This window comes from Mycobacterium sp. JS623 (assembly GCF_000328565.1).
Taxonomy (GTDB): Bacteria; Actinomycetota; Actinomycetes; order Mycobacteriales; family Mycobacteriaceae; genus Mycobacterium.
Genome location: NC_019966.1, coordinates 3,020,187 through 3,032,498, shown reverse-complemented (window position 1 = coordinate 3,032,498; position 12,312 = coordinate 3,020,187). Strand labels below are relative to the sequence as shown.

General features: G+C 66.6%; 11 protein-coding genes. 2 read left to right on the top strand and 9 right to left on the bottom strand.

Annotation, left to right across the window (positions count from 1 at the left end; translation table 11 throughout):
• Window positions 1-50 precede the first annotated feature (50 nt).
• From argB to MYCSM_RS14835, 5 genes are read right to left on the bottom strand one after another with little or no spacing between them, the layout of a single operon-like run.
• Window positions 51-953 (bottom strand): acetylglutamate kinase, encoded by a 903-nt coding sequence (argB, locus tag MYCSM_RS14855; protein WP_015306984.1) that lies wholly within the window; start codon window positions 951-953, stop codon window positions 51-53.
• Window positions 950-2,164, bottom strand: coding sequence for a bifunctional glutamate N-acetyltransferase/amino-acid acetyltransferase ArgJ (argJ, locus tag MYCSM_RS14850; protein WP_015306983.1), 1,215 nt, complete (start codon window positions 2,162-2,164; stop codon window positions 950-952). Before argJ ends, argB begins: the two co-directional genes overlap by 4 nt.
• Complete coding sequence (gene argC / locus MYCSM_RS14845) at window positions 2,161-3,195, bottom strand: N-acetyl-gamma-glutamyl-phosphate reductase (protein WP_015306982.1); 1,035 nt, start codon at window positions 3,193-3,195, stop codon at window positions 2,161-2,163. Before argC ends, argJ begins: the two co-directional genes overlap by 4 nt.
• Before the next feature lie 42 nt (window positions 3,196-3,237).
• Entirely contained in the window at window positions 3,238-4,008 is a 771-nt protein-coding gene (locus tag MYCSM_RS14840) for a DUF2182 domain-containing protein (RefSeq protein WP_015306981.1), read from the bottom strand.
• A gap of 4 nt (window positions 4,009-4,012) precedes the next feature.
• Window positions 4,013-4,615 carry a DUF1326 domain-containing protein gene (locus MYCSM_RS14835; RefSeq protein WP_015306980.1) on the bottom strand — a complete coding sequence of 201 codons (603 nt, stop codon included), beginning with the start codon at window positions 4,613-4,615 and terminating at the stop codon, window positions 4,013-4,015.
• Between the two features lie 91 nt (window positions 4,616-4,706).
• Between MYCSM_RS14835 and MYCSM_RS14830 the strand changes: the two genes are divergently transcribed.
• Entirely contained in the window at window positions 4,707-5,909 is a 1,203-nt protein-coding gene (locus MYCSM_RS14830) for a cytochrome P450 (RefSeq protein WP_015306979.1), read from the top strand.
• A gap of 4 nt (window positions 5,910-5,913) precedes the next feature.
• Here MYCSM_RS14830 and pheT read toward each other — a convergent pair whose 3' ends face one another.
• From pheT to MYCSM_RS14810, 4 genes are read right to left on the bottom strand one after another with little or no spacing between them, the layout of a single operon-like run.
• Complete coding sequence (gene pheT, locus MYCSM_RS14825; RefSeq protein ID WP_015306978.1) at window positions 5,914-8,412, bottom strand: phenylalanine--tRNA ligase subunit beta; 2,499 nt, start codon at window positions 8,410-8,412, stop codon at window positions 5,914-5,916.
• Complete coding sequence (gene pheS, locus MYCSM_RS14820) at window positions 8,412-9,455, bottom strand: phenylalanine--tRNA ligase subunit alpha (protein WP_041312119.1); 1,044 nt, start codon at window positions 9,453-9,455, stop codon at window positions 8,412-8,414. Before pheS ends, pheT begins: the two co-directional genes overlap by 1 nt.
• Complete coding sequence (locus MYCSM_RS14815) at window positions 9,448-10,254, bottom strand: rhomboid-like protein (protein ID WP_015306976.1); 807 nt, start codon at window positions 10,252-10,254, stop codon at window positions 9,448-9,450. Before MYCSM_RS14815 ends, pheS begins: the two co-directional genes overlap by 8 nt.
• Before the next feature lie 18 nt (window positions 10,255-10,272).
• A complete protein-coding gene (locus MYCSM_RS14810) occupies window positions 10,273-11,082 on the bottom strand; it encodes an adenylate/guanylate cyclase domain-containing protein (RefSeq protein WP_442928532.1) in 810 nt (269 codons plus the stop codon).
• A gap of 180 nt (window positions 11,083-11,262) precedes the next feature.
• Between MYCSM_RS14810 and MYCSM_RS14805 the strand changes: the two genes are divergently transcribed.
• Window positions 11,263-12,312, top strand: coding sequence for an oxygenase MpaB family protein (locus MYCSM_RS14805; protein WP_015306974.1), 1,050 nt, complete (start codon window positions 11,263-11,265; stop codon window positions 12,310-12,312).

The following is a 12,312-nucleotide window of genomic DNA, read 5'->3' as shown; positions in this document are numbered from 1 at the left end:
GCGGGCTCGGCCGCGGCATTCCGTGCCCATGATTCGCTCGCAAGCTTTGCTCATGCGCTCACCACCTTGGTGCCCGTCCCTTCATCGGTGAACAACTCGACCAGTACGCAGTGTTCGACGCGGCCGTCAATGACGTGCGCGCTGGGCACCCCGCCCGACACGGCACGCAGGCACGCCTCGATTTTGGGCACCATTCCGGATTCCAGCGTCGGAAGCAGTTGCGTCAATGCGGCCGTGTCGATTTCGCTGACCAACGAATCGGTGTCGGGCCAGCTGGTGTAGAGGCCTTCGACATCGGTCAGCACAACCAGCTTCTCGGCGCCGAGCGCCTCGGCCAGCGCGGCCGCGGCGGTGTCGGCGTTGATGTTGTGTACGACGCCGTCGATGTCGGGCGCGATGGTCGAGACCACCGGGATACGGCCCGCAGCAATGAGATCCATCAACGCGGCGGCGTCAACGCGTTCGACGTCGCCGACCAGTCCGATGTCGGTCGCGACGCCGTCGACGGTGACGCTGCGGCGCACCGCGGTGAACAAGTGCGCGTCCTCGCCGGTAACACCGACCGCGTAGGGGCCGTGTGCGTTGATCAGGTTCACCAGCTCGCGACCGACCTGGCCGAACAACACCATCCGGGCCACGTCGAGCACCTCCGGTGTGGTGACGCGGAAGCCGCCCTTGAAATCCCCTTCGATGCCAAGGCGTTTGAGCATCGTGCTGATCTGCGGACCGCCACCGTGCACGACGACTGGATGGATGCCGCAGTTGCGCAGGAACACCATGTCGGCGGCGAACGCCGTCTTGAGCAGGTCGTCGGTCATCGCATTGCCGCCGTACTTGACGACCACGATCTTGCCGTGCAGTTGTTTGAGCCACGGCAGCGCTGCCGCGAGCACCTGGGCCTTGGTCTCGGTCGCAGGCGGAGTCGTTCCGGCGGCGACATCAGGCGAAGTCATGAGCTGTAGGCCGAGTTCTCTTCGACGTAGCCGTGTGACAGATCGGTGGTGCGGATGCTCGCCCGTTGCGATCCGACGCCGAGGTCGATGGTGACGTCGATATCGGCGCCGGACAGGCCGACCTCGCGTGCGCCGGGTGCGCCGGTGCCGTCGACGCAGACCGGAGAACCGTTGAACGACACGCTGATCCGCTCGGCATCCAGGGTCACCGGCGCCATGCCGACCGCGGCGAGCACGCGGCCCCAGTTCGGGTCGGAGCCGAACAGCGCGGTCTTGACCAGGCTGTCGCGTGCCACCACCCGCGCCGCGGTCAGCGCCTCGTCTTCGGAAGCGGCACCGGCGACCGTGATGACGACGCGTTTCGTGACACCCTCGGCATCGGCCTGCAACTGCGCGCACAGGTCATCGCATACGCGCAGTACCGCGTCGTCGAGTTCGCTTTGGCTGGGCGTGATCTCACTGGCGCCCGAGGCCAGCAACAGGACGGTGTCGTTGGTGGAGCAGCTGCCGTCGACGTCAAGGCGGTCGAACGTCTGCGCGGCCGCTTTCCGCAGCGCACGATCCAGGGCCGCCGAGTCGGCAACGGCATCGGTGGTGATGACCGTCAGCATCGTCGCCAGCGACGGCGCCAGCATGCCCGCCCCCTTGGCCATGCCGCCGACCGTCCAGTTGTCGCTGTGGTGCAGCGCAACCTGTTTCGGCACGGTGTCGGTGGTCATGATGGCGCGGGCCGCCTCTTCGCCACCGGTCAGCCCGCCTGCCAACTCGTGCACGATCTCGGTAACCCCGGCCAACACCTTGTCCATCGGTAGCCGGTCACCGATCAGCCCGGTGGAGCAGACCGCGACCTCGACGGCGCCGGTCTCGGTGCCCCAGTCGGACAGCGCGGCGGCGACAGCTTCGGCGGTAGCGTGGGTGTCCTGAAACCCTTGCGGCCCGGTGCAGGCGTTGGCGCCGCCGGAATTCAAAATCACGGCGCGCAACCGGCCCGTGGTCAGCACCTGCTGCGACCACAACACCGGCGCGGCCTTGACCTGGTTGCGGGTGAACACGCCTGCCGCGGCGTAGTCGGGGCCCTCGTTGAACACCAACGCCAGGTCGAGCGCGCCGGAGGCCTTGATACCCGCCGCGATTCCGGTGGCGCGGAAACCTGCTGGTGCGGTTACGCCCTGCGTGCGGACGAGCCGCGTGGTTTCGGTGATGTCGGTCATGGCGCGACTCCCACGATCGAAAGTCCTTCTGTCTCTGGCCAACCCAAGGCGAGGTTCATCGACTGCACGGCCGCGCCACCGGTCCCCTTGACAAGGTTGTCGATGGCGGCGATCGCGACGAATGTCTCGGCATCCTCATCGACGGCCACCGCCAACTGAGCGGCGTTACTCCCGATCACCGCGCCAGTCTTCGGGAACTGTCCCTCCGGCAGCAGATATACGAAAGGCTCTGCGTCATAAGCCTTTTCATACGCTGCGCGCAGCTGCGACAGCGGCGTCGTCGTGCGGGCGGTGCACGTAGCCAGGATGCCGCGGGAGGTCGGAATCAGCACCGGTGTGAACGACACGGTGACGTCCTGGTCGGTGAGCGCCGCCAGGCCCTGGGCGATCTCCGGAGTGTGGCGGTGCTTCCCGCCGATGTTGTAGGCGCGGGCCGACCCGATGACCTCCGAGCCGAGGAGGTCCACCTTGGCTGCGCGGCCGGCTCCGGAGGTGCCGCTGACGGCGACGACCGTCACCGCGGGCTCGATCAGGTCCTCGGCGATCGCAGGCCACAAGGCCAGCAGGGCCGCGGTCGGATAACAACCGGGAACGGCGATCCGCTTGGCGCCGCGCAACCGGTCGCGGGCGCCGGGTAGTTCGGGCAGTCCGTACGGCCAGCTGCCCGCGTGGGCCGAGCCGTAGAACTTCTCCCAGGCGGCCGCGTCAGTCAGCCGGAAGTCGGCGCCGCAATCGATGACTACGGTCTGCGGCCCGAGCTGTTCGGCCAGTGCGGCGGAATGCCCGTGCGGTAACGCCAGGAAGACGACGTCGTGGCCGGTCAGCACGTCGATGTCGGTAATTTCGAGCACGCGCCCTGCCAGCGGAAGCAGGTGGGGATGGTGTTCGGCGAGCGTGGTGCCCGCGCTGGCCGCGGCGGTGAGCGCACCGATGGTCAGCCGGCCGTCCGCGTATGCCGGATGACCAAGCAGCAGGCGAAGGATCTCTCCGCCGGCATATCCGCTGGCACCGGCGACCGCCACAGACGTCATGCAACCGATTCTGCATGGTTATGCAGGACGTTGCAAATTGATTTACATACCGGGCATCGTTGGCATCGGCGGCGGGGCTGCGACCTGCAGAATGGCCAGAATCAGCAGGATGGCTGCGGTGCCGTACGTCGCCAGGCGGCCCCACGGCAGCGTCTTCTCCAGGGTGATCAGCGCCGCGACGAGGGCCATCCACGCCACGCTCATCACGCCGAGCGCGAATAGGGATGCCATCAGCGCCCAGCAGCATCCGACGCACCAGGCGCCGTGCGTCGCACCCATCCGCAGTGCGCCGGGCAATCCGTTGCGCCAGGAGCCGAGGAGGAAGCCCAGCGGGCTGCGGCAATGCCGCAGACAGACGGATTTCAGCGGGGTCAGCTCGTAGACGGCGGCGACCGCCAGAACGCCTGCCGCTAGCCAACGGCCCGCCCGATCCCAAGCCAACGCGTCGCCGAACAGGCGGCGACCAGCCGCCGACACTGCGAAGGCCAGCAGTCCGGCCGCGGTCCACGTCAGCAGGTACCCGGAGGAGAAGACCAGCGGCGCCAGCGGGGTGCTCCGCTTTGCCATCGTCGAGTACAGCGCCACCGTTGGCGCGACCGACGGGAACATCATCGCAGCCATCATCACCAACCAGATAGCGAGAAACCATGTGAGCGGGCCCAGCTCGGTGCCCGGCCCGTCGTCCATGCCACGCACCTGCTCGACGGTGAACCACCACGCGAGCGCGGCAAGGACCAATAGCAGCGCGATCAACCCGAGCCGGCTGCGCGCAGCGGTGAAAACCGGTTGCAGTTCGTCCTTTTGGACAGTCACGCGATCAAGTAGCCCAGTTGAACTGTGAGGAGCTGAGCCCCGACTTGCCTTGGTATTCAATGCCGAACAAGCTGATGTCAGCCGATTTTGCCTTTGCCACACGGAATTCCGAGCCAGCCGGATGGAAGATGCCGGTGACGCGCGCAGGCTCCCCGTTCTCGACGCCGAACGGCACGACATCCTCGACTTCGAGGTTCGTGGTGTCGCCGATGCGGACGCTGTGCAACCGCCCTTCCTCTCGGACGTCGATGGCGGCGCGCTGGACACCGAGGTTCTCGGCAACGAGCGGCCCCAATGCCGCCATCGGGCCGCCCAATTCGCCGCTGAACACGCATCGCAGTTTCTCGGCCTGTTCATCGGTGGCCCTTGAATCGATCACCGTGCCCAGTCGCCAGTTGCCGTCGGCCATCACCTTGGGTGTGTCGGCGATGATAACCACCACGAGCCCGCTGACGTCTGTCCCCTCGATGTCGCCGTCGGTGATGTTGAAGACCAATGTTGCGCGGCAACGGTCGTAATCAGCGCCGTTTGCCAAATTGAAGTTGCACGGGCAAAAGAATTCACACGAACAGGTTTCGACGTACGTCCCCCGAATTTTCCACGCCATTGCTGGATTGTCCGCCTATTGCAGTCGACTTGAAGCGATTCGCGCAGAACCCGCGCATACTTCTGAGCAACGGCAACTTCCGGGGGAAATCGTGACTTCGTCTGTGCTCACACCCATTGACTTGTCTCGGTCGTTTTCGGCCGACCTGCACGGCATGCTCCGGGAGGCCGCGGCACAAGGGCCACTGGCCACCGACATCGACACCGGCGCCACCATTGTCTTGCGCCAGCACGACGTCGAAACGCTGGCGCATGATCCGCGACTCGAGGGCATCGGGCTGATCTTGTTCGACATGATGGGCATCGCCGACGGACCGCTGCGCGACTGGTACGCCAAAGTCATGTTCACCACCGAGGGTGACTACCACCGTCGCATCCGATCGCTGGTGTCGCGGGCCTTCACGCCTCGCTCCGTCGGGGCACTTCGGGATACCGCTGCGCAGATGGCTAATGACGCCATCGCAGCGGCTAAACAGACCGGCGACCTACTCACCATGTCGTCGCTGGGCACGCGCATGATCTGTCGGCTGCTCGGGGTTCCGGATGGTGACGACGCGGTTTTCACGCAATGGGCCGAAGCCTTGAGCCCCGTGTTCTTCGTCATGACGCCCGAGCAGATCGCCGATGCGACCATGGCTATCGTCGAATTGCAGAGCTACGTCGATGAATTGACGACGCGGCGGGCGAAGGATCCGGGTGACGACCTCATCACATCGCTGCTCGCCGCCGAGTCCGATGGGGATTGTCTGACTCACGACGAAACGGTGACGATGATCGCCAATCTGCTTGTCGCCGGGCATGATACGGCTGGCAGCCAGATTCCGTGCAGCATTCTGACCGCCCTGCAGCATCGCGACAAAGTCGACGGAACGCTCGACGACGCGCCGCGGTTCACCAGCGCCGTCAACGAGACCATCCGGCTCGAACCGAGTATCCCGGCCATTCCGCGCACCGCAGTGCAGCCGGTTGAGTTGCACGACACCGTGCTTCCGTCCGGGTCGATGGTGTTCTTGTGTATCGCGTCGGCATGTCGCGATGCATCCGCGTGGCCGGAGCCAGACCGATTCGATCCCGACCGCTTCACCCGCCCGGATACCGCAAAGCTGCTGAATTTCGGTGCAGGCACCCACTATTGCTTGGGGACCGCGTTGGCCAAGGTCGCCGTTGAGGAGGCGGTGCGTGCTGTGTTCGCCGCCGATCCCCCGCTGCGCCTGACCGAGAACGTCGGCGAGATACCGTGGCGCCAGGTGCTCGGCCGCAGTCCCGCCCGGTTGACGGTCAGCCCTGGGACCTAACGACTTAGGCGCGTTGCACGGCGCCGACACGGTCGGCCGCGGTCTTGACCGCAGCGTCTCGGGCCGTGCTGGCCTCGTCTTCGGTCAACGTGCGATCCGCGGCGCGGAAGCGCAGCGCCAGCGTGACCGATTTACGGCCGTCGCCGATCTGCGGTCCGGTGTAGACGTCGAATAGCCGCACATCCTCGAGCAATTCGCCGGCGCCGTCGCGCACCGCATCGACTACCGCTTGCGCGGCGACATCCTTCCCGACGATCAAGCTGACGTCCTGGAAGACCGCGGGGAAGGGGGAAACTCGCGGGGCGGGCAGCACCTCGCTGATCGGAATCGCGTCGAGGTCAAGCTCAACCGCGCAGGCGCCTTTCGGCAGGCCCGACCGTTCCACCACCGCGGGGTGCAATTGACCGGCGTGCCCGACCACTACCCCGTTTTGGCTGTCGCCGATCAAAACCTCCGCGCAGCGGCCCGGATGCCATGGCAGATATTGCGCAGCCCGCAACGTCAACTCGACGCCTGCGGCGCGGCCGATGACGCGGACCGCCTCGAACGCATCGCGGGCCTCCACCGGACGGCCGGGGCCCCACGGGCCCGCCGGTTCACGCAGCCCCGCCATCACGACGCCCACGTGCTGCGGCTGACGTGGCAGCGACGCGTCGAGGATGGCGATCTCGTCGTCGGTTGGCCTGCGGTCGTTCGGAATCCGTTCCACGGAGCGGGTTTCCGAGATGGGTTCGACGACCTGCTGGATCGCATACAGCGCGACGTCGACAGCACCACGGGACACGTTGCGCGCCAAGGCTTCCAGCAGCCCAGGCAGCAGCGTTGTCGCCAACTCCGGCCGGTCGGACTCCAACGGGTTGAGCACCTGGGTGGCGATGCGCCGCGGATCGTCGGCGGGCAGACCCCACTGGTCGAAAACACCTGCTGGTAGGAACGGCGTCGGCAGAACTTCGACATAGCCGTTGAGCGCCAACGACTTTCCGATCGCCCGGCGACGCTTCTGGACCGGAGTGAGACCGCGGCCCGCCGGCGCCTGCGGCAACACCGACGGGATGATCTCGAGACCTTCCAGCCGCAGCACCTCTTCGACGAGGTCGGCCGGCTCGCGCAGGTCGGGCCGCCAGCTCGGCGGGGTTGCCGTCACCCGGTCGCCATCGGTCACCACGTCGGCGCCGATCTGTGTCAGCCTGCGTTGCGTCGTGCCGTCGGCGTAGTCGACACCCGCGGTGCGGTGCGGCAGGTCGACAGCCATGCTGACGGGTGCCGGCGACCAATTCTCGCGCGGCGGGTCGCCGCGCCAGTCGGTCAGCTTGGGTTCGATTGTGCCGCCGGCGATCTCGGCCAACAGCGTGGCGGCCCGGTCCAGTGCGGCCACGGAGACAGCAGGATCGACGGTGCGCTCGTAGCGACGGCCCGACTCGCTGGTGAGGTGCAACCGACGCTGAGTCCGCGACACCGCAGCCGGGTCCCACACCGCGGCCTCCAACATCAGGTCGGTCGTGGTTTCGCGCACCTCGGTGGTGCCCGCTCCCATGATCCCACCGATCGCCGCGGTCGCGACGTCGTCGACGATCAGCACATCGCGAGGGTCGAGCTTGCGCTCGATGTCGTCGAGCGTGACGACCGTCTCCCCCGGTTCCGCGAAGCGGACCTTGAAGCCGCCGGTGATCAGGCTGCGGTCGTGGGCGTGCATCGGGTGACCGAGCTCGAGCATCACATAGTTCGTCACGTCGACGGCCGGTGAGATGGCGCGGATGCCGGACAACAGCAGCCGCCGCTGCATCCACCACGGCGACACCGCTTTTGGATCGATGCCCGTCACCGGTCGCAGTCCGAATCGCAGCACCCCGGTGCCGGGCTGAATCGTCACCGGCAGCGCCTCGCCGTCGGCGGGCAGCGGTGGTACATCGGCGGGGTCGACGTAATCGAGGTCGTATGCGCAGGCGATTTCGCGTGCCATGCCGCGCACCGACAGGCAGTAGCCGCGATCCGGGGTGATGGCCAAATGGAACACCACATCGTCGAGGCCGAGCAGTTCGGCGGCCGCCGCCCCCGGCTCTGCAGTGCCGGGCGGAAGCACCAGGATGCCGGAATGGTCGGTGCCCACGTTGAGTTCGGCCGTCGAGCAGATCATTCCATCGGACGTGCGACCGTATGTCTTTCGCGTCGCGATCGTGAACTCGCCGGGCAGCACCGTTCCCGGCAGCGCGACGACCACCAGATCGCCGACGGCGAAGTTGGTTGCCCCGCAGACGATGTCGCGAGGTTCGGGCTCGCCGACGTCGACCTTGACCGCCCGGATGGGTTTCTTGAACTCGGTAAGTTCCTCGATCCCGGCGACGCGGCCAACGGTCAGCGGGCCTGTGACGGGTCCGACGGGGATGATCTCTTCGACCTCGTGGCCGATCCGGATCAGGGTGTGCTCCAGTTCTTCGGGAGGCACGTCCCACCCCGGAGCGCCGGCCTGGACGACGTCGCGCAGCCAGCTGTAGGGAAGCCGCATCAGGCCCCTACCCCGAATGGCAGCGAGAAGCGGACGTCGCCCTCGACCATGTCGCGCATGTCGGGAATGCCGTTGCGGAACTGCAGGGTCCGTTCCAAGCCCATGCCAAACGCGAAGCCTGAGTATATCTCGGGGTCAATCCCACAGGCGCGCAACACATTTGGATTGACCATGCCGCAGCCGCCCCACTCCACCCAGCCGGGACCCCCCTTCTTGTTGGGGAACCAGATGTCCACCTCGGCGGACGGCTCGGTGAACGGGAAGAAGTGCGGGCGGAAACGCGTGCGGCCCTCCGGGCCGAACTCCGAGCGGGCGAACGCGTCGAGTGTCCCGCGCAGGTGCGCCATCGTCAGCCCCTTATCCACCGCCAGCCCCTCGACCTGATGGAACACCGGGGTGTGGGTGGCGTCGAGCTCGTCGGTGCGGAACGTCCTGCCGATCGAGATGATGTACACCGGCAGGTCGCGCTCAAGCAGCGCGCGGATCTGCACCGGCGAGGTGTGCGTGCGCAACACCTGACGCGCTCCGTCCGGCGCGACGTAGAAGGTGTCCTGCTCGCTGCGGGCCGGGTGGTCAGGCGGGAAGTTCAGCGCGTCGAAGTTGAACTGCTCAGTCTCGACCTCGGGGCCCTCCGCCAGCTCCCAGCCCATCGCGACGAACGTATCGGCGATGTGCTCGGCGAGGATCGTGATCGGATGGCGAGCGCCGATCGGCTGTCGGGTCGAGGGCAGCGTGACGTCTATGCGCTCGGCGACCAACACGGCGGCGTCTCGTTCGGCCCGCAGCGCGGCCAGCCGGTCGTCGAAGGCCCGCTGGGCCTCGGTGCGCGCGACGTTGACCCGCTTGCCCGCATCGGCGCGGTCGGCCTTTGGCAGCGAACCCAGCGCCTGGCGGGCCAACGCGATCGGCGAACGGTCGCCGAGATGCTCGGTCTTCGCGCGCGCCAGCTCATCCAGATCGGCGGCAAGATCGAAGGCATGCTCGGCCGCGCTGACGGCTTTGGTCAGCGACTCTTCTGACAGGTCTCCTGCCTGATCAGCCACCCGGCGATCGTACGCGATCGCCAGTGGTGGCCTCACACGCATTACTTGCCGGTGCGCGCGCCGCGAATGACCGGCTCAACGCCTCGCCGATCACGGCGCCTGCCAGGCCAGCGGCAGTGGCAACCAGCAGGTCGGTGCTGCCCAGCACAAGAAAGCCGAACGCTACGGCCACCACGAGCAGTACGAACCGCGCGGGCGTCCAGTGGTCCGGCCGACGGAAGCGCGTCGCCACCAACATGCCAAGCCCCAGCGCCACCGCATGACCGACGTCGGTGAAGTCATGGCCAACGGCGACCGCCGCCAGCCCTACCGCGACAAACCATCCGATCCATGCGGGCCGCCAGCGTGCGGGTATCGCCGCGGTCAGTGAGCCAAGCACGGCCGCGGCCCCGTAACTCATGCCGACATCGGTCGCGCGGCTGATCGACAACGGCAGCCAGCCCACGTGTACAGCCACAGTCAGGCCCGCAGCGACCAGCAGGGTCGCCCCGATGTGGCCCGCCGCGAACGTCGCCGCCAACAGGCCGCTGCGGAACGTCAGTTCCGCCACCGCTAGCAGGCAGACCAACCCTGGCAACCACACATAGATGGGCCCGGCGTCGATGACGAAGGCACTGCCCAGCAGCGTGCCGAAGTGCCCGTGACTGAGATTGTGCAGGTTCGTGCTGACATGACGGATCACTCGGTCCTGTACCTGAGGACCGAGCGCGTACAAGGCTACGGTGACGCAGGTCACTATGACCGCGTAGACCGCGGTGACGCGGACCCGTGCCAGCGGGGCGAGGGTTCGGAGCAACATCTCAGACATCTCAGACCACTATGCGCCCGCCGCGCCTGCTTCGCCGTCCTCGCCGCCTGGCAACTGCCTGCGAGTTCTCAAGCGGTACATGATGAGGTCGGCGGGCACGCCGTCCTGCTTGGCCGTAAAGACCTGCCGGCGAAGCCGTTTCGCCGTCACGCCGAGATTTTCGAAATCCTCCTCTGAAATTCGGTCGAGCGTCGCCGCAGACACCACTAGTTCGCCCTTGGTGGCCCGCGCCATCACTCGCGCAGCGATGTTGACGTCGACGCCGAGCCAGTCCGAACCGATCCGCTGCGGCCGGCCGGTGTGCACCCCGACTCGCATCCGCGGCGTATGGCCTTCCACCTCAACGTCTTTCACTGCTTCGCGGGCAGCGATGGCGGCGCGCACCGCGGTGGCGGGTTGGGCGAACACCGCCATTATGCCGTCGCCCATCCGCTTGACGATCTGACCACCCGCCTCCAGTAGCGGCGGCTCGACGACCTGAGAAACCCGGCGCAACAACTTCAACGTCGCCTCGTCGCCAGCACTCAGAGACCACGACGAAAAGCCCACTAAGTCGGTAAACACCAGCGTCACCTCACGATTCGCCGGCTTACCCGACACCCGCTCCGTCAGCGCCTGCCACACCTGCAGTGCGCCCAGGCTGACTTCGCGCGAGGCGGCCTCCCGTTCGAGCAAGCGATCAGCGGCCCGCGCGGCCGCACGTGGACCCCCAACACCGTCGACTGACAACGGATCTCCGAAATCGGGGTCACCGGGCAGTGCCCGACGCGCCCGGCGCAGGAACTCGATGACAGCCGGGTTGTGATTGGTGCCCTTCAACCAACCCTTAGGGCCGGATGATTGTGTGACGGGTCGCTCGTCGATCGACTCGACATCATCCACGGGCGCCAGCCTAGTTGAGGCAACATCGACCGGTAAACAGCCTGGTCACAGGCGTGTGGCTAGACGATGGAGCGCGGATAACACTGCGCCGCCACGCCGCAGGCAATCGTAGACAACATGTGTTGTCAACATTATCGTTGGGTTGTGCGTTCAACGACGACCACAGACGACGGCAATCCCCTCGGCCCCGACTCGCTGACATGGAAGTACTTCGGCGACCTGCGGACCGGCATGCTCGGCGTTTGGATCGGTGCGATCCAGAACATGTATCCCGAGCTCGGCGCCGGCGTCCAGGACCATTCGATTTTGCTGCGCGAGCCACTGCAGCGGGTCGCCCGCTCGGTGTATCCGATCATGGGCGTGGTGTATGACGGCGACCGCGCCGCGCAGACCGGTGAGCAGATCAAGAGCTACCACAAGACGATCAAGGGCACCGACGCCGAAGGCCGTCGCTATCACGCGCTGAACCCGGAGACCTTCTACTGGGCCCATGCCACGTTCTTCATGCTCATCATCAAAACCGCCGAGTACTTCTGCGGCGGGCTGACCGAGGCCGAAAAGCGACAGCTGTTCGACGAGCACGTGCAGTGGTACCGGATGTACGGCATGAGCATGCGCCCGGTGCCCAAGTCCTGGGAGGATTTTCAGGAGTACTGGGAACGCAAGTGCAGCGAAGAGCTCGAGATCAACAAGGCCACGCTGGACATCTTCACGATCCGCATCCCCAAGCCGTGGTTCGTGTTGATGCCGACGGCGGTGTGGGACCAACTGTTCCGGCCGATGGTGGGCGCGCAGCGCTGGATCGCGGCCGGCCTGTTCGACGAAGCGGTGCGCGAGAAGGTGGGCATGCGGTGGACGCCAGGCGACGAGGTGCTGCTGCGGTTGTTCGGAAAGCTCGTCGAGCTGGCGTTCGTCGCGGTTCCCGACGAGATCCGGTTACACCCACGGGCATTGGCCGCCTACCGCCGCTCCCAGGGCCGGACGCCGGCCGATGCCCCGCTTGTCGAGGCGCCGGCGTTCATGTCGCCGCCTCGCGACCGTCACGGCCTGCCGATGCATTACCTGCCGCCGCGCAAGACACTGCTGGATCGCGCCGGGTCGCTGATGCATACGACGTTCTCGTTGGCGGGGCTGCGTCCGGCGCGCGGTCGCGGTAAGGCAGCCTGA

Bases quoted from the DNA above. Each gene is read 5' to 3' on its own strand.
- argB (WP_015306984.1), bottom strand. From the start codon at position 953: ATGACTTCGCCTGATGTCGCCGCCGGAACGACTCCGCCTGCGACCGAG.
- argJ (WP_015306983.1), bottom strand. From the start codon at position 2,164: ATGACCGACATCACCGAAACCACGCGGCTCGTCCGCACGCAGGGCGTA.
- argC (WP_015306982.1), bottom strand. From the start codon at position 3,195: ATGACGTCTGTGGCGGTCGCCGGTGCCAGCGGATATGCCGGCGGAGAG.
- MYCSM_RS14835 (WP_015306980.1), bottom strand. From the start codon at position 4,615: ATGGCGTGGAAAATTCGGGGGACGTACGTCGAAACCTGTTCGTGTGAA.
- pheT (WP_015306978.1), bottom strand. From the start codon at position 8,412: ATGCGGCTTCCCTACAGCTGGCTGCGCGACGTCGTCCAGGCCGGCGCT.
- MYCSM_RS14815 (WP_015306976.1), bottom strand. From the start codon at position 10,254: ATGTTGCTCCGAACCCTCGCCCCGCTGGCACGGGTCCGCGTCACCGCG.
- MYCSM_RS14805 (WP_015306974.1), top strand. From the start codon at position 11,263: ATGTGTTGTCAACATTATCGTTGGGTTGTGCGTTCAACGACGACCACA.